15 protein-coding genes are annotated in these 16,969 nt (G+C 50.0%); 5 read left to right on the forward strand and 10 right to left on the reverse strand.

Features of this window, described 5'->3' with window-relative positions; translation table 11 throughout:
* Positions 1-34 precede the first annotated feature (34 nt).
* The 4 genes from ctaE to qcrB are packed head-to-tail and all read left to right on the forward strand — an operon-like array spanning position 35 to position 4,195.
* Positions 35-664 carry an aa3-type cytochrome oxidase subunit III gene (ctaE, locus tag AURMO_RS04185; protein ID WP_110233347.1) on the forward strand — a complete coding sequence of 210 codons (630 nt, stop codon included), beginning with the start codon at positions 35-37 and terminating at the stop codon, positions 662-664.
* A 34-nt stretch (positions 665-698) separates the two neighbouring features.
* Positions 699-1,493 carry a cytochrome bc1 complex diheme cytochrome c subunit gene (qcrC, locus tag AURMO_RS04190; RefSeq protein ID WP_110234865.1) on the forward strand — a complete coding sequence of 265 codons (795 nt, stop codon included), beginning with the start codon at positions 699-701 and terminating at the stop codon, positions 1,491-1,493.
* A 39-nt stretch (positions 1,494-1,532) separates the two neighbouring features.
* On the forward strand, positions 1,533-2,597 hold the full coding sequence (gene qcrA / locus AURMO_RS04195; RefSeq protein ID WP_110233349.1) for a cytochrome bc1 complex Rieske iron-sulfur subunit: 1,065 nt from the start codon (positions 1,533-1,535) through the stop codon (positions 2,595-2,597).
* Entirely contained in the window at positions 2,594-4,195 is a 1,602-nt protein-coding gene (gene qcrB / locus AURMO_RS04200; protein WP_110233351.1) for a cytochrome bc1 complex cytochrome b subunit, read from the forward strand. Before qcrA ends, qcrB begins: the two co-directional genes overlap by 4 nt.
* A gap of 41 nt (positions 4,196-4,236) precedes the next feature.
* Here the strand turns inward: qcrB and AURMO_RS09050 are convergent, their stop codons facing one another.
* From AURMO_RS09050 to AURMO_RS04230, 6 genes are all read right to left on the reverse strand, one after another.
* A complete protein-coding gene (locus tag AURMO_RS09050) occupies positions 4,237-4,536 on the reverse strand; it encodes a GyrI-like domain-containing protein (protein ID WP_338021098.1) in 300 nt (99 codons plus the stop codon).
* Positions 4,537-4,933: 397 nt separating this feature from the next.
* A complete protein-coding gene (ctaF, locus tag AURMO_RS04210; RefSeq protein WP_110233353.1) occupies positions 4,934-5,353 on the reverse strand; it encodes an aa3-type cytochrome oxidase subunit IV in 420 nt (139 codons plus the stop codon).
* Positions 5,354-5,359: 6 nt separating this feature from the next.
* Positions 5,360-7,078: an aa3-type cytochrome oxidase subunit I gene (gene ctaD, locus AURMO_RS04215; protein WP_110233355.1), complete on the reverse strand. Its 1,719-nt coding sequence runs from the start codon at positions 7,076-7,078 to the stop codon at positions 5,360-5,362.
* A 12-nt stretch (positions 7,079-7,090) separates the two neighbouring features.
* Positions 7,091-7,981: an aa3-type cytochrome oxidase subunit II gene (ctaC, locus tag AURMO_RS04220; protein ID WP_110233357.1), complete on the reverse strand. Its 891-nt coding sequence runs from the start codon at positions 7,979-7,981 to the stop codon at positions 7,091-7,093.
* A 135-nt stretch (positions 7,982-8,116) separates the two neighbouring features.
* Entirely contained in the window at positions 8,117-8,473 is a 357-nt protein-coding gene (locus tag AURMO_RS04225) for a HesB/IscA family protein (RefSeq protein WP_110233359.1), read from the reverse strand.
* An 81-nt stretch (positions 8,474-8,554) separates the two neighbouring features.
* On the reverse strand, positions 8,555-9,937 hold the full coding sequence (locus AURMO_RS04230) for a dipeptidase (protein WP_110233361.1): 1,383 nt from the start codon (positions 9,935-9,937) through the stop codon (positions 8,555-8,557).
* Positions 9,938-9,979: 42 nt separating this feature from the next.
* Between AURMO_RS04230 and AURMO_RS04235 the strand changes: the two genes are divergently transcribed.
* A complete protein-coding gene (locus AURMO_RS04235; RefSeq protein ID WP_239406867.1) occupies positions 9,980-10,546 on the forward strand; it encodes a DUF3043 domain-containing protein in 567 nt (188 codons plus the stop codon).
* A gap of 3 nt (positions 10,547-10,549) precedes the next feature.
* Here the strand turns inward: AURMO_RS04235 and AURMO_RS04240 are convergent, their stop codons facing one another.
* Genes AURMO_RS04240 through dnaE form a run of 4 tightly spaced genes read right to left on the reverse strand, consistent with a single transcriptional unit; the run spans position 10,550 to position 16,936 of the window.
* The gene (locus AURMO_RS04240; protein ID WP_275425176.1) at positions 10,550-11,611 is read right to left on the reverse strand and encodes a quinone-dependent dihydroorotate dehydrogenase; all 1,062 of its coding nucleotides are present in this window, start codon (positions 11,609-11,611) and stop codon (positions 10,550-10,552) included.
* A 2-nt stretch (positions 11,612-11,613) separates the two neighbouring features.
* Positions 11,614-12,078, reverse strand: a complete 465-nt coding sequence (gene nrdR / locus AURMO_RS04245) for a transcriptional regulator NrdR (RefSeq protein WP_110233365.1) — start codon at positions 12,076-12,078, stop codon at positions 11,614-11,616.
* Between the two features lie 4 nt (positions 12,079-12,082).
* A complete protein-coding gene (gene hisD, locus AURMO_RS04250) occupies positions 12,083-13,399 on the reverse strand; it encodes a histidinol dehydrogenase (protein WP_110233367.1) in 1,317 nt (438 codons plus the stop codon).
* Positions 13,400-13,420: 21 nt separating this feature from the next.
* The gene (gene dnaE, locus AURMO_RS04255; protein WP_110234867.1) at positions 13,421-16,936 is read right to left on the reverse strand and encodes a DNA polymerase III subunit alpha; all 3,516 of its coding nucleotides are present in this window, start codon (positions 16,934-16,936) and stop codon (positions 13,421-13,423) included.
* Positions 16,937-16,969: the final 33 nt, after the last annotated feature.

The following is a 16,969-nucleotide window of genomic DNA, read 5'->3' on the forward strand; positions in this document are numbered from 1 at the left end:
CCATGAGGAATGTGAATTCCGGCATAATGGAAGGGTGACAGCAGCCACTATTACACCAGCCCCCTTATCGTCTTCTGTGAGTCGACCCAACCCTGTTGCGGTCGGAACAATTGTTTGGCTTGGAAGCGAAGTTATGTTCTTCGCTGGCCTCTTTGCCATCTATTTCACATTGCGCGCAGCAGTGCCCGAAATGTGGGCAGAAGACTCCGCATTGTTGAACTTCCCGTTCTCTTTGACCAACACAATCATTCTGGTTTCATCCTCAGTGACGGCTCAGTTTGGTGTGTTTGCTGCAGAACGACTTCAGTCACGAGCTACTGGTTGGAAACCTTCTCAGTGGGGAATGGTTGAATGGTTCTTCCTCACTTATGTCCTCGGCGCTATCTTCGTGACTGGTCAGGTCTACGAATACGCCATGTTGGTCAGTGAAGGAATTACGCTCAACGGAAATGCTTACGGAACGGCCTTCTACCTGACAACTGGTTTCCACGGTCTTCACGTAACCGGTGGTTTGATCGCCTTCTTGCTCGTCATTGGACGCGCATTTGCTGTCAAGAACTTCGGACACAAAGAAGCAACAAGCGCCATTGTTGTTTCCTACTACTGGCACTTCGTGGACGTGGTCTGGATAGGCCTCTTCCTCGTCATCTACGTACTCAGATAACAAACGGACGGTATTGAACTTCATGCGTAAGAACATGTCTGAATCAAAGGCAGCTCGTCGTAACGGTCGTCGCGGTCAATTGGCTTCTGTCGCCCTCATTCTCATCGGCCTCGTTGCTACCGGTGGTGCATATGCTGCATTCAGTAGCGCCTCTGCCACTGCATCTGTAGATCTCAGCTCCCCTGCTGTCATCGATGAGGGTCAGAAACTCTTTGCTGCTAACTGCTCTACCTGCCACGGACAGCAGGCACAGGGAACCGCCAACGGTCCAAGCCTGATTGGTGTCGGCTCCGCTGCAGTTGATTTCCAGGTTGGTACTGGACGTATGCCCATGCAGATGTCTGGTCCTCAGGCTGAACAAAAGCCAGTTCAGTTCACCGATGAACAGACAAAAGCCCTTGCCGCATATGTTGCTTCACTCGCTCCAGGACCTGCTATTCCTTCACAGTCACAACTTGAAGATGGCAGTGTTTCTAACGGTGGTGAGCTCTTCCGCATCAACTGCGCAATGTGCCACAACGTTGCTGGTGCTGGTGGAGCACTTACAGAAGGAAAGTACGCACCTGAACTTAAGGGTGTAGCTGCTGTTTACGTATACGAAGCGATGCTGACCGGCCCTCAGAACATGCCAGTCTTCAACGACCTCAACCTCACTCCTGAAGAGAAGAAAGACATTATTTCTTACCTCACTTACATTCAGGAAAACCCTTCAGCTGGTGGTCTAGAACTCGGAAGTTTGGGCCCTGTTTCAGAAGGTCTTTTTCTTTGGGTATTTGGCTTGGGCGCAATCGTAGCCCTCACCGTATGGATTACCGCAAAGTCGAACTAAGACTTTCAGAACGAATTTAGAAAGAATCTGAGGAGAAACATGGCTAAGAACGAGAGTGGCAAAGCCAATATCGTTCCTGCGAACAACGCAGAGGCAACGGGAACAGGTGTTGTAGCACCTGACGCTTTTGTAAACCCTGGTTTGCCCCCGCACCGACCACGCGTTACTGACCTCGATCCCAAGGCAGCTAAGCGTGCAGAGCGTGTTGTTTACACCCTGTTCTACCTATCCATCGCTGCCAGCGTTTTCGCTGTGTACGCATACATGTTCTTCCCCATTGAGCCTGAAAACGTTCACTCGGTGCGCATGAACACCCTGTACTTGGGTCTTGGAATTGCGTTCTCTCTCTTGGCGATTGGTATTGCCGCAGTTCACTGGGGTAAAGCCCTCATGGCAGATAAAGAAGCCATTGACCACCGTCACCCGGTTCGTGGAACTGAAGAAACTCGCGCACGTGCAGTTGAAATCTTTCGTGAATCTGACGAAGAATCTGGATTCAGCCGTCGCACTTTGATTCGTAACGGCCTTATTGGTGCATTGATTGCATTCCCCCTTCCTGCTATTGCTCTTTTCCGCGGACTTGCTCCAATGGATGTAGATCCAAATAATGAGCTCAAGCACACTATGTGGAAGAAGGGTATTCGTCTGACACGCGACCCTCAGGGAACTCCCATTAAGGCGTCAGAACTAACTATTGGATCTGCTTTCCAGGTCATCCCAGAAGGTCTTGTCGATTTGCCCGAGCACGAAATGCTCGATGCAAAAGCCAAGGCTGCCGTTCTTCTGGTTCGCCTCAAGAAGGAAGATTTGAACTGGACAAGCAAAGAGCGTGAAAGCTGGTCTTATGAAGGTATTGTCGCCTACTCCAAGATTTGTACTCACGTTGGTTGCCCTGTAGCTCTCTACGAACAGCAGACGCACCACCTGTTGTGCCCTTGCCACCAGTCTCAGTTTGATATTGCTAACGAATGTGCAGTGATCTTCGGACCAGCTGCTCGTCCACTCCCCCAACTTCCCATCACCGTTGACGCAGAGGGTTACCTTGTTGCGACCAGCGATTTCACTGAACCTGTAGGACCTAGCTTCTGGGAGCGCGCTAAATGAGTAACGTAACTGCACCCGCACAAACTGGTGTCGTAGGAAAGTTCTCGAACTACCTCGACGAACGAACCAGCATCTCTGGAGCCGTTAAGGAATTCGGTCGTAAGGTATTCCCTGACCACTGGTCCTTCTTGCTTGGTGAAGTAGCTCTATACAGCTTCGTCATCATCTTGCTCACCGGTAGCTTCCTCACCTTCTTCTTCCAAGCGTCGATGACGCCGGTTAATTACGAAGGTTCCTATGTTCCCCTCAAGGGAATCGAAATGTCTGCCGCCATGGCATCCACTTTGGACATCTCGTTTGATATTCGTGGTGGCTTGCTGATGCGCCAGATTCACCACTGGGCTGCACTGCTATTCGTCGCAAGCATCGGCCTGCACATGCTCCGCGTGTTCTTTACAGGCGCATTCCGTAAGCCACGTGAATTGAACTGGTCGATTGGTTTCGTACTGTTCGTTCTGGCTATGGCTGAAGGTTTCACGGGCTATTCTCTCCCCGATGATCTTCTTTCCGGTAACGGTCTGCGCATCATCGACGGAATGGTTTTGGGTCTACCAGTAGTTGGTACTTGGATCACCTTCCTCCTCTTTGGCGGTGAGTTCCCCGGATCAGACATCGTGGGTCGTTTGTACTCGCTCCACATCCTTCTGCTTCCTGCTTTTGTTTTGATTTTCATCGTGCTTCACTTGATGTTCGTCATCATCCACAAGCACACTCAGTACCCCGGCCCTGGAAAGACTGAAGAAAACGTTGTTGGCTTCCCTATCCTTCCTGTGTATGCAGCGAAGGCAGGTGGCTTCTTCTTCCTCGTATTCGGAGTTGTTGCACTCATCGGTGCTACGGTCACGATTAACCCCATTTGGAACTACGGGCCTTACGACCCCTCCCCTGTTTCAGCTGGAACCCAGCCTGACTGGTACATCGGTTTTGCCGATGGTGCTTTGCGCCTGGTACCACCACATCTTGAAACTTATTGGTTCGGATACACCTGGTCTTGGAACATCATCATTCCTGTGCTCCTTTTGGTTGTGTTCCTTGCTGCAGCGTTTGCTTACCCCTTCGTTGAAGCGTGGGTGACCGGCGACAAGCGTGAGCACCACTTGCTTGACCGTCCACGCAACGCACCTGTTCGCACCGCAATTGGAGCTGCTGGAGTTACCTTCTACGCAGTCTTATGGGCAGCAGCGTCTTCGGACCTCATTGCTACTCACTTCAAGGTGACTATGGAAGGTGTGATTAACACTCTTCAGATTCTCCTGATTGTTGGCCCAATTATTGCCTTTGTTGTGACAAAGCGCATTGCTCTGGCACTGCAGAAGAAGGATCGTGAGATTCTGCTTCATGGTTTTGAAACTGGACGCATTGTTCGTCTTCCCGGTGGTGAATTCACTGAAGTTCACCAGCAGCTGGACGCTTATGACCGCTGGCAGCTTGTCTCATACAACGACAACGCTCCCATCATGCTTCGTCCAAACCCGCAGGGCAAGATCACTGGTGGTATGCGTATGCGTGCATCTCTATCTCGCTTCTTCTTCGAAGACCGTATTGCTCCTGTTACTCAGGAAGAATACAAGCAAGCTCTCGAGCACGCTCACCACTAAGCAATCAATAAGAATGCCCCTCTTTGGTGGGGCATTCTTCGTTAATGCTGGATTAGCTGTTTCACAGGTTGTCTCAGGATTGTTCGGAGCTTCGAAGGTTCTGTCTTTCGAAAATCACTGAGATATATCTCATGATGAAACTCGTTAAAGGTGACATTGTGTGCTGGCATGACTGTGTTGTGAAGTTGTTCAAGGACGGGTCCCTCCTCCACAAAAGAGCCAATATGAAGAGCTTGAAATGAACTTCCTTCGGTCAGTTCAAGAATCTGAACTTGTTGAGCTCGATGAATCCCCTTAGATAGAGCTTTGGAAGTGGCTGCTTGAACATGTTCTTCTGTCACCCATTCAGGAAGGAATGACAGCAGAGTCCACTTCCAAGAATCTCTGTGGTTAGATGTGAAGGCTGAAGGATCTTCTGCCCACCACAATCCTTCAAGCGGAGGAACAACATAATCTTTGCCTGTTGCTGCCTTGGAAATGAATTTGACGGGATATGCCGTTGAATTCAGAGCCTCTATTGCTGCTGCTTAGTTCGGACTCTGTGGTGATCCTTCCCCGGAAATGCTGAGATACCGCATCGCAGGAACATCGACCAAAGCAAGCTCTGAATTCTTTGGAGCATAAAGCGAAGGGAATGCCATCTTCACATCGAATTTTTCTAACATCTGAATACCTACCTATTCAAATATGAAAAAGGCCCCAGAAGCGAATCTGAGGCCTTTTTGACGTAGCTATAAACTATCTGCCGAAGTTACCGCGGTAGTACTCGTAGGTCCATCCAGTGATTGCAACCAGGACAAAAGGAATTGCGAGGAAGATGATCCAAAAACCAACGGCAAGCCCCAGGAATGCTAGTCCAATTGCAAAACCAAGAACCAGAGGCCACCAGCTCCATGGGCTAAAGTGACCAATGTTTGGATCTGCGTCATCAATATCTGCAGATGGCTCGTCCTCGGGAAGAAGAATTCCTCCTTGTGAACGGTTCACCATGTTCAAGAAGAAGGCGATGAAACCGGCCAAAATTGCAGAAAGAAGAAGACCAATAGATCCTGTAGCCTCAAACTCATTTCCAGCCAGGATGTTCCAGACGATGTAAACGACGCCTGAGAGCAAGAAGTAAGCTCCGAGGAGAATCAGGATGACAACATTACTTTTCATGAGCTGTTAGGCCTTTACCTTTCCGGCGAGAGCTGGCTGACTTGTGTAACCGCTAGGAGCAAGCTCTGGGTGGTTCAAGTCAAACGCAGGAGATTCGCTGCGGATACGTGGGATCGAAGTGAAGTTGTGTCGAGGAGGAGGGCAAGAAGTTGCCCACTCGAGTGAACGTCCGTAACCCCAAGGATCGTTGACGGTTACCTTTGCGCCGTAACGTGCAGTGAGGTAAACGTTGAGGACCCAAGGAAGTAGCGAGACCGCCATCAAGAATGCACCGATAGTTGAAAGCTGGTTCATCCATGTGAATCCATCTTCAGGAAGGTACGTAGCGTAACGGCGTGGCATACCTACAACACCAAGCCAGTGCTGAACGAGGAAGGTCATGTGGAAGCTGATGAATAACAGCCAGAAATGCCACATACCAAGGCGTTCGTTGAGCATTTTTCCAGTCCACTTTGGCCACCAGAAGTAGAAAGCTCCGAAGAGAGCGAAGACTAGAGCACCGACAATGACGTAGTGGAAGTGGGCAACGACGAAATATGAGTCAGACATGGGGAAGTCAAGAACTGGCGAAGCCAGGATGATTCCGGTCAAACCACCGAAAACAAAGTTGAATACGAATGCTATTGCGAACATCATCGGGGTTTCGAATGTCACTGAACCACGGAACATAGTTCCAATCCAGTTGAAGATCTTTACACCAGTGGGAACTGCAATAAGCATGGTGAGAAGCGCAAAGAAGGGCAGAAGTACAGAACCAGTGACATACATGTGGTGTGCCCACACAGTCATAGATAGTGCTCCGATGGAGATGGTTGCGTAAACCAGAGTCTTGTATCCAAAAATTGGCTTGCGACTGAATACTGGAATGATTTCAGAAACCACACCGAAGAATGGCAAAGCAAGGATGTAAACCTCTGGGTGTCCGAAGAACCAGAACATGTGCTGCCACAGAATGGCTCCACCTGTAGCGGCGTCGTAGACGTGTGCTCCGAAGATACGGTCAGCTGCGAGACCGAACAGAGCAACGGCGAGTATGGGGAAAACGAGGATAACCAAGATCGAGGTGATCAAGATGTTCCATGAGAAAACCGACATACGGAACATAGTCATACCAGGTGCACGCATGGTGAGAATCGTGGTGATGAAGTTCACGGCACCAAGAATCGTTCCGAAACCACCCATTGCAAGGCCGAGTACCCACATGTTGGAACCGATGCCTGGTGAGAAGGTTGAAGTTGAAAGCGGAGCGTAAGCAAACCAACCGAAACTAGCGGCACCCTGTGGGGTGAGGAATCCACCAACGGAAATAAGCGCACCGAAGAAATAAAGCCAGAACGAAAGCATGTTCAGACGGGGGAAGGCCACATCTGGTGCGCCCAGCTGCAAAGGAAGAATTGCATTTGCAAGACCAGCAAAGAGCGGAGTTGCAACCATGAGCAACATGATTGTTCCGTGCATGGTGAACATCTGGTTGTACTGCTCTTTGGTCTGAAGAACGTTGAGACCTGGTGCGAACAGTTGTGCACGGATTATCAGGGCCATCACACCACCGAGCAGGAAGTACAACATCGAGGTGATGTTGTACATGTGACCGATGATCTTGTGGTCAGTTGAGGTCAGCCAACGCACAATGATGTTGCCCTTAGTCACTGGTCGAGTGACACCAACAGTTTGTGGTTTCTGATTAGTGGTTACTACTGGGGTGGGAGTAAGTGTTGCGCTCATCGCTATTCCCTACTACTTCGACTCGTTAGCGGATGCGACTACATTCGCTTGGTTACTGTTGCGGTCATACTCAGTGCCGAGCTGACCTTCAAAGCCTTGATCACGCAGACTCTGGATGTAGGCGTCGTACTCTTCCTGAGAAACTACCTTCACTTGGAAAAGCATCTGTGAGTGGAATTCACCACAGAGTTCTGCACACTTTCCTGCATAGGTACCCTCACGTTCAGGGATGATCGACATGTAATTCGTCTTTCCGGGAATCATGTCTTTCTTGTACAGGAAGTCGATAACCCAGAAGGAGTGAATGACATCGCGAGCGTTGAGCTGGATTTCTACCTTCTTACCAACGGGCAAGTAGAGAGTTGGTAATGAAGATTCCTCAATTGCACCCTGTTCAGCACCTTCTGAAAGGTCAGGCTGTACCTGGATTCCCGAGTAGTAGACATCTTCATTGGTGTAGTTGAAGTCCCACGCCCATTGCTTACCGAATGCCTGAATGGTGACTTCTGGAGCGTCGAAGCGCTTTTCAATGATTTCTGTATCACGAGCCGTGAGTGCGAACAAACCAATGATGAGAATAAATGGAATAACTGTGAAAAGGATTTCAATGGGCATGTTGTAACGCAGCTGGACTGGGAGACCAGTGTCAGTCTTGCGGCGTCGATAAACAACCATCGACCACAGCAACAGACCCCAGGTGATAAATCCAATACCGAGGAGAACAATCCAGCTGTTGACCCAGAAGTCAATTACGAGCTGAGTGTGGTTTGTTACTGGAGAGGCCCCAGAAACGAAGCCAGGCATATAGCCTGCAAGCTCCTGATCAGTACATGCAGTTAACGCAAGTACTAGCGTTGCTGCGAGGGGAATCGCAGCCCATCGGATTCGACGTGTAGAACGCACTATTGGCCTTTCACAAACACTTGTTCAAAAACGAAACATGAATGTTCCGAACATTTCAACTCTACCCTCAGAAAGAGCTGTGAAAGTGTAGCAACGTGCTGAATTTTCGCTCCTCAGAATCGAAACATAAGTTCTTTAGTGGAAAGAATCTCCGCATGCACAACTACCCTCCGCATTGGGGTTGTCGATGGTGAACCCCTGCTTTTGAATGGTGTCTTCAAAGTCGATGGTTGCTCCATCAAGATAAGGAACACTCATCTTGTCGACGGCTACGCCTACTCCCCCGAAATCTACGATGGCGTCGCCATCCATGACGCGTTCGTCAAAATAAAGCTGGTAAATCAGACCTGAGCATCCGCCAGGCTGAACAGCAATACGGAGACGAAGATCATCGCGTCCCTCCTGCTCCAGGAGCGCGCGAACTTTCTGTGCAGCTGCGTCAGTGAGACCAACGCCATGTGCCTTAACTTCGGCTGTTGTCGTTTCAGTCATTTCCACTCCTTGGAAGGGTTGTAGCGGGTAACACCATTCTAAAAGCAGAAGGTGAAAGTAGTCTGCAATATTCCTGAGAAATCAAGGTTTTTTCGAGTTCAGGTCTACCAAAAAGAGCAACTCAGCAACAATTGCCTTCTCAAAAGACTCGATATGTAATGACTCATTCGGGCTATGAGCTCGAGAGTCAGGGTCCTCAACACCAGTAACCAACACCTGAGCATTGGGGAAAGCAGAGACAAAACTTGAAATGAATGGGATTGAACCACCAACACCCATATTCACGACTTCTTGATCCCATGATTGAGTAAGTGCGTGTGAAATTGATTGAGCTGCCCAGCCAGATGTATCTGTTGAGAACGCTTCTCCTAAATTCACATCCTCAAACTCAACAATCGCCCCAAACGGGATGTGCTCAGTGATGTGTTGTTGAATGGCAGAGAAAGCTTCAGAAGCTGATTGACCTGGGGCGACTCTTACGCTGATTCGAGCAGAAACACTGGGAAGCAAGGTGTTCGACGCATTTGCCACATCAGGAATGTCAATACCCGTCACCGAAATCGACGGCTGAGACCAGAGACGCCCTAAAACATGACCATCTCCGATAAGAGAAACGGAATCAAGGACACCACTCTCTTCTCTCATTTGTTCATCTGAATACTCAGGGGTTGGAACTGATGATCGGTGAAGTCCTTCAACGGCAACACTTCCCGATGGAGTGTAGAAACTCGAAACAAGCCCTGCAAAAGCCATAAATGCATCGGGTACAGCTCCACCAAACATGCCTGAATGAAGTGCATGATCCAGAGTTCGAACCGTGAGCTTGAATGTTGCATTGCCTCGTAAAGTCGTTGTCAACGCAGGTGTTTCGGTGTTCCAATTTCCTGAATCTGCTACGACGATCACATCAGATGCGAGAAGTTCGTGGTGATCAGATAAGAAATTCTCGAAAGATGGAGAACCGAATTCTTCTTCACCTTCAATGAACACAACGATTCCAAGTTCCACGTTTTCGACAAGCTCAGGGAGTAAACGCAAGGAGGTGACATGAGCCATGATTCCCGCCTTGTCGTCAGCTGCACCGCGACCGTGAAGTCGCCCACTTCGTTCTTCTGGTTCAAAAGGAGAACTTTCCCACATCGCGAGGTCACCAGGAGGCTGAACATCATGGTGGGCATAGAGAAGGACAGTAGGCATTCCTGGTGCGGGGTTGCGTCGTGCGACAACAGCTGGTTGTCCAAGTTCTTTACTGTCTGACTTCTGAGAACGCAGGATAAATACGTCCTCGAACAAATTAGTTCCTGCAAGGAGGTCTGAGACAGCCTGTGCACTTCGAGCTACTTGTTCAGGATCAAAAGAAGACCAAGAAACCGAAGGGATACGAACTAAATCTTTCAGTTCGTTGAGAGATTGAGGAAACGTTTGAGACACCACAGAGCGAACGTCAGAAATTGAAGCTGTCATGCCGGTAATCTTATGGGCGTAGCATTCAAACAAAGGACCATCGTGGCTAAGAAATCTGAAGAAAACACCACTGCAGAATCAACTGTCGAAGAAAACAGTTCTGGCAAGGGCCACGCAACACCCAGTCGCAAGGAACGAGAAGCTGCAAACAAGCGTCCCCTTGTGCCCAGCGACCGTAAGGAAGCTGCTCGTATGGAGCGCGCTCGTTTAAACGAGGAACGCAACAAGGCACGTATCGGACTTGCTGCTGGTGATGAACGATACCTCCCCATGCGTGACCGTGGTCCTCAAAAGAAATTTGCTCGTGATTTCGTAGATGCTCGCTATAACGTTGGCGAACTGATGGTGCCCTTCATGTTCCTGGTCATCATTATGACTTTTATCCCCAGTCTCCCCGTTCAGGAAAGTTCGTTCCTCGTACTCTGGGCGTTCTTCTTTATTGCACTGATTGATGTGATGATTCTCGGTGTACAGCTGAGAAAGCGCATCACCGCCAAGTTTGGAACTTTGGATAAGGGTGTTCGCTGGTATGCCGGTATGCGCAGCCTGCAGATGCGCCCCTTGCGTTTGCCTAAGCCACAAGTTGGTCGCCGTCAATACCCAAGCTAGTTGTTAGCTACGTGCCGCTAATTTTTTCAAGCCGCGGTTGAGCTTGACGGCCCAAAGAGGGCCGTTGTAAACAAACGCTGAATATCCCTGAACAAGGGTTGCTCCAGCATTGAGCCGTTCTTGTATCTGTTCAGCTGTTTCAATACCACCGACTGAAATGATGCACATCTGTGCTGGAACGATAGATCGAATGTGCTTGAGCACCTCAAGTGAACGATTTGCAAGTGGGGCACCAGACAATCCACCTGCGCCAATAGCTTCGACGCGTGCAGGATCCGAAACTAGGCCCTCGCGACTAATCGTGGTGTTTGTGGCGATAATGCCATCAAGCCCGAGAGAAACCGCTAACTTTGCAATCTCGGATATTTCTTCAGTCGTGAGATCTGGTGCAATCTTCACCAATAGAGGCGTATCGCCAGAAGCATTTTTGACCGCGCTGAGGAGAGGTTTGAGTTGTGTAATCTCTTGCAACCCACGAAGCCCTGGCGTGTTGGGTGAGCTGACATTCACGACAAGATAGTCAGCCAAAGGGGCAAGAAGTTTAGTGCTGATGAGGTAATCCTCAGTCGCATTCTCAACTTCAGTAATTCGGGATTTCCCAATGTTTACCCCGATCACAGGGCGGTGTTTCAAAGCACGGAGTCTTTTCAAACGAGGAACTGCAGCTGCCGCTCCCCCGTTGTTGAAGCCCATCCGGTTAATCAATGCACGGTCTGGAATCAAGCGGAAAAGACGAGGCTTCGGGTTTCCAGGTTGTGCGTGGGCAGTCAGAGTGCCAACTTCTACGTGACCAAAGCCGAGCGCATACAGCCCTGAAACCATGGTGACGTCTTTATCAAAACCAGCGGCCATTCCAAAGGGTGAATCGAAATGTAATCCCAGCGCTTGAACATGAAGTTCAGGATTGGGCTGCGAAAAAGCGTGCTTGATCGAACGAATACCAGGTAGGCCAGCAAGTTTGATGACAAACGCACCGAGGTGGTGAGCATCCTCAGGGTCTATGAACTTGAAAAACCCCTTGAAGATTAGATTGTAAAAGGAGTGATTGCCGTTGTGAGTTGCCACTACTACTGAGCCTGACCTGTCTGACGTTCGGAACGCAAGGTTTGAACTGCAACTTCGAAGTCTTCGAGTGAGTCAAAAGCTTGATACACACTGGCAAAACGTAGGTAGGCAACTTCATCGAGTTCGCGCAAGGAAGGCAGTATTGCTAAACCAATTTCGTTTGCTTCAATCTGGGACGCTCCCGTGGCGCGAATGGTTTCTTCAACCTTTTGGGCCAGCACGGCAAGATCCGCATCAGTAACTGGTCTTCCCTGGCACGCCTTACGGACACCTGCAACGACCTTTTCGCGACTGAATGACTCAACCACACCTGAGCGCTTAATCACAGAAAGTGACGCAGTTTCGAGTGTGGAGAAACGACCATTGCACTCAGGACATTGACGACGACGACGAATGGAGAGGCCATCGTCGCTCGTGCGAGAGTCGATTACGCGGGAATCTGAATGGCGGCAAAAGGGGCAATACATTCGACTAATTGTCCTCTGTGTTGAAACGGATATCTACTGCATCACCGTGGGCGGGCAAATCTTCATCATCAGCTAGTACACGAATCCCGCCTGCAACCTCGGAAAGCGCAGCCTTGGAGTATTCGATGACCTGCTGGGGTCGCAGGAATGTATACGCTCCCAGACCAGAAGAAAACAGGGCCTGGCCTGCAGTGGGGAGAACGTGGTTAGAACCGGCGGAATAGTCACCCAAACTCACTGGGCTGTAATCCCCTACAAACAGAGCACCAGCATTGGTGATCTGAGCGACAACCTCAGAGTTCTTCTGAGTGTGAATTTCTAGATGCTCGGGTCCATACGCATTCGAAAAATCGACGGCTACAGAGAGATCATCAACGAGTACGAGTGCAGATTGTGGGCCTTCGAGAGCAATCTTCACGCGCTGAGCGTGAGCAGTCTTTTCCGCCAGTTCTGAAACGTGCTGCGTAACAGCACGAGCGAGTTCTTCAGAATCAGTAACCAATACAGCAGAGGCCATTTCGTCGTGTTCTGCCTGAGAAATAAGGTCAGCAGCAATGAAATCAGCTCTGGCTGAAGAATCAGCAATGATCAGAATTTCAGTCGGACCTGCTTCAGAATCAATTCCTACGCGGCCACGAACCAATCTTTTCGCGGCGGCAACATAGACGTTACCCGGACCCGTAACCACATTGACAGGAACGAGACCCAGATCTTCGACACCGTAGGCGAAGGCGCCAATCGCACCTGCGCCACCCATTGCGTACACCTCAGAAACACCCAGCAAACCTGCAGCAGCAAGGATGGTCGGGTGAACCCGGCCACCGAAGTGAGCCTGTGCTGGAGAAGCAAGAGCAATCGAGCTAACGCCAGCAACCTGTGCAGGCACAACATTCATGATGACGCTAGAAGGATAAACAGCTTTTCCGCCTGGCACATAGAGACCAACACGCTCTACTGGTTGCCATCTTTGTGTGATTACAGCCCCGGGTGCGATTTCACTACGAACAGCAGCAGGAACCTGGGCGGCAGAACCTATCCGGACTCGAGCAATAGCTGTTTCTAATGAAGCCCGTAACTGCGGAGATAACGAAGCGACAGCTTCATCGATGTGGGACTGAGGAACGCGAAGTTCATAATCGTCAACTTTGTCCAAGCGTGAAGCCTGTTCCCGCAAGGCCTCGGATCCACGATCACGAACATCACTAATCAGCGACGTAGCAACGTCGAGGGCAACATCAACATCAACCTCTGTTCGAGGAATGAGTGCCAGTAGTTCAGCGCGAGAAGGTCGTCTTCCACGCAAATCAAGAGTGTGAATCATCAGGTATCCAGTCTATTTCCGCTAACCGAGGCAACCTGGACCTAGGAGAGACTTTAGCTCTCCATACAAATCTGATGACACGTTGACGCGAGCAGGGAGTTCAAAGATGCGTGCAGTTGCCCCGCGGGTAAGTCGCAATCGCACTTCAGATTGACCAGGGTGACGTTTGAGGACCTCGGAGAGCTCTCCAATGGTTGAGGAGGTTGCTCTTACTTCTGGTAAAACCAGGTTCAGCGGACCTTGTTCGCCCACAACAGCACCGACGTCTGGGACGAACATACTCATAGCTTGGATGTTGAGTCCATCATCGCGAACGTTAACCCGGCCCTTAACTGCTAAAACTAAGTCTGTTTCGAGCATGGGACCAAACTCTTGATAGGTGCGACCAAGCAGCATAATGTCCATCTCGCCGCCGAAATCTTCCAGCTTGATAATGCCGTAGGCATTGCCTGATTTCTTCGCGATACGTCTTTGGACCTCTGTGACGAGGCCGGCAAGAACCACGATGTCTCCGTCCATGGTGGTGTCACTTGTAGTGAGGTCGTTGATAGTCACCGTTGCATGCTTAGCCAATTGGAGTTCAAGCCCAGCAAGGGGGTGATCGGAGACATAGAGACCCAGCATTTCACGTTCAAAAGCGAGCTTGTCACGTTTGGTAAATTCAGGTCGATCGGGAACTTGAGAGTGCTCTTCAGTGAACTCAAACATGTCACCGAAAAGATCAACTTGACCAAGGGCTTCGTTGCGCTTGAGACTCACAGCAGATTCGACTGCATCCTCATGAATCTCTACGAGTGCACGTCGTGTATTCCCCATCGCATCAAAAGCGCCAGCTTTAATGAGCGACTCCAGCGTCTTCTTGTTTGCGACTTGAACAGGAACCTTTTTGAGGAAGTCGTGGAAAGAATCAAAGCGACCCTTTTCCGCACGGGCTGACTTAATGTGTTCAACGACGCCAAAACCGACGTTGCGAATAGCACCCATACCGAAGCGAATATCTTGACCAACTGCGGAGAAAACACCGTCTGATTCATTCACATCTGGGGCCAAAACGTTGAGCCCCATTCGTCGACATTCAGACAGGTAAATACCTAGTTTGTCTTTGGAATCACCAACTGATGTCAAGAGAGCTGCCATATATTCAGCCGGGAAATTTGCCTTGAGATAAGCGGTCCAATAGCTCAGAACTCCGTATCCAGCAGAGTGAGCCTTGTTGAAGGCGTAGTCAGCGAAGGGCATCAAGGTATCCCAGAGAATTTTGACCGCGGGGGCTGAATATCCATTTGCGAGCATGCCAGCTTCAAAGTCAGCAAACTGCTTATCCAGTTCTGACTTCTTCTTCTTACCCATGGCACGACGTAAAACATCTGCTTGACCCAGGGTAAATCCCGCGACCTTTTGAGCAACCGCCATTACTTGCTCCTGATACACAATGAGACCGTAGGTTGTTCCCAGGATTTCAGAGAGCGGTTCCTCAAGCTCGGGGTGAATGGGCTCAATCTCTTGAAGGCCGTTTTTTCGTAATGCGTAATTGGTGTGTGAGTTCATACCCATAGGGCCTGGGCGATACAGAGCGATCACAGCAGAGATATCTTCGAAGTTTGTGGGCTTCAACTGGCGCAGAAGTGCGCGCATTGGTCCACCATCAAGCTGGAAAACACCGAGAGTGTCACCGCGCGAAAGAAGCTCGTAGGTTGCTGGGTCAGAATCAAGATCTAACAGTTCAGGCTCAACCGTGATGCCACGGTTGTTCTGAATATTGACAAGGGCATCTTGAATAACCGTGAGGTTACGCAGGCCCAAGAAGTCCATCTTGAGCAAGCCAAGAGATTCACAAGGCGGCTGATCGAATTGGGTAATGATGGCGCCATCATCTTCACGTTTCATGATGGGAATGACATCCATCAATGGTTCAGCCGACATGATCACACCAGCGGCGTGAACACCCCATTGACGTTTGAGGTTTTCTATACCTTGTGCCGTGTTGAAAACAGTCTGTGCATCAACATCAGATTCAAGAACCGATCGGAAGTCAGCCGCCTCTTTGTATCGCGGTGCCTGAGGATCCATGATTTCGGTCAGGGTGATGTCCTTACCCATGATGGATGGAGGCATCGCTTTGGTGAGCTTCTCCCCTACCGAATAGGGCATTCCCAATACGCGAGATGAGTCTTTGAGAGCTTGCTTGGCCTTGATGGTGCCGTAGGTCACAATCTGTGCGACACGGTCACTGCCATATTTCTCGGTGACATAGCGAATTACTTCACCACGTCGACGATCATCGAAGTCAACATCGACATCGGGCATGGAAACACGTTCGGGGTTCAGGAAGCGCTCAAAAATCAAACCGTGGTGGAGCGGATCTAACTCGGTGATACCCATGGCATACGACGCGAGTGAACCCGCTGCTGAACCACGACCAGGGCCAACTCGAATACCCTGCTGGCGTGCCCACGCAATGAAGTCAGCGACGACGAGGAAGTAGCCGGGGAAACCCATCTGAATGATGACATCAACTTCATATTTGGCTTGTGCCTTATGAGCATCGGAGACACCGTTGGGGAATCGACGAGCTAGACCAGCGGCAACTTCTTTTTCAAACCACGTTGCTTCCGTCTCACCCTCTGGCACAGGGAAACGTGGCATGAGATCACGTTTTTCAAAGCTGGTTTCACACCGCTCAGCGATGAGCAACGTGTTGTCACAGGCTTCGGGGTAGTCAGCAAAGAGTCGGCGCATTTCAGCGGCTGACTTGAGATAGAACTCATTTGATTCGAACTTAAATCTGTTGGGGTCATCCAGAGTGGATCCCGACTGCACACATAACAACGCGGCGTGTGCATCAGCGTCATGAGCATGCGTGTAGTGGAGATCGTTGGTTGCAACGAGAGGTAACCCTAAATCTTTAGAGAGCTTGATGAGATCTGTGACAACTCGACGCTCAATATCCAGACCGTGATCCATAATTTCAACGAAGAAGTTTTCTTTGCCGAAAATGTCACGGAATTCTGCCGCCGCTGCGCGTGCTTCATCATATTGACCAATGCGCAGGCGGGTTTGAATTTCACCACCAGGGCAGCCTGTTGTCGCGATGAGGCCCTTCCCGTAGGTGTTGAGGAGTTCACGGTCCATACGAGGCTTGAAGTAGTAGCCCTCAAGTGAAGCCAAAGAGGACATCTTGAAGAGGTTATGCATGCCCTCGGTCGAGGACGACAACAGAGTCATGTGCGTATAAGCACCACCACCTGAGACGTCATCATCCCCACCGTTATTCCAACGAATACGGGTTTTATCGGTGCGATGAGTGCCGGGAGTGAGGTACGCCTCCGTACCAATAATTGGTTTAATGCCGGTGTCTGTAGCAGCATTCCAGAAGTCATATGCGCCGAACATATTGCCGTGATCGGTAATAGCAATCGCAGGCATTCCTGCCTCGACAGCTGCATTCACAAGTGGCTTGACACGTGCAGCACCATCGAGCATCGAGTACTCGGAATGAACGTGAAGGTGAACGAAAGAATCGTTGTCCTTGCCCATGTTCACTCCGGTTTCGTAAGTCTCTAGAAGTTC

Origin of the sequence: Aurantimicrobium photophilum, from assembly GCF_003194085.1 — a bacterium.
In the GTDB taxonomy this organism is placed as follows: Bacteria; Actinomycetota; Actinomycetes; order Actinomycetales; family Microbacteriaceae; genus Aurantimicrobium; species Aurantimicrobium photophilum.

What these genes read in the sequence shown, in the direction of transcription:
- ctaF (WP_110233353.1), bottom strand. Translation starts at nt 5,353, where the DNA reads ATGAAAAGTAATGTTGTCATCCTGATTCTCCTCGGAGCTTACTTCTTG.
- AURMO_RS04225 (WP_110233359.1), bottom strand. Translation starts at nt 8,473, where the DNA reads ATGACTGAAACGACAACAGCCGAAGTTAAGGCACATGGCGTTGGTCTC.
- dnaE (WP_110234867.1), bottom strand. Translation starts at nt 16,936, where the DNA reads ATGGGCAAGGACAACGATTCTTTCGTTCACCTTCACGTTCATTCCGAG.
- qcrB (WP_110233351.1), top strand. Translation starts at nt 2,594, where the DNA reads ATGAGTAACGTAACTGCACCCGCACAAACTGGTGTCGTAGGAAAGTTC.
- AURMO_RS04230 (WP_110233361.1), bottom strand. Translation starts at nt 9,937, where the DNA reads ATGACAGCTTCAATTTCTGACGTTCGCTCTGTGGTGTCTCAAACGTTT.
- ctaD (WP_110233355.1), bottom strand. Translation starts at nt 7,078, where the DNA reads ATGAGCGCAACACTTACTCCCACCCCAGTAGTAACCACTAATCAGAAA.
- qcrC (WP_110234865.1), top strand. Translation starts at nt 699, where the DNA reads ATGTCTGAATCAAAGGCAGCTCGTCGTAACGGTCGTCGCGGTCAATTG.
- nrdR (WP_110233365.1), bottom strand. Translation starts at nt 12,078, where the DNA reads ATGTATTGCCCCTTTTGCCGCCATTCAGATTCCCGCGTAATCGACTCT.
- qcrA (WP_110233349.1), top strand. Translation starts at nt 1,533, where the DNA reads ATGGCTAAGAACGAGAGTGGCAAAGCCAATATCGTTCCTGCGAACAAC.
- hisD (WP_110233367.1), bottom strand. Translation starts at nt 13,399, where the DNA reads ATGATTCACACTCTTGATTTGCGTGGAAGACGACCTTCTCGCGCTGAA.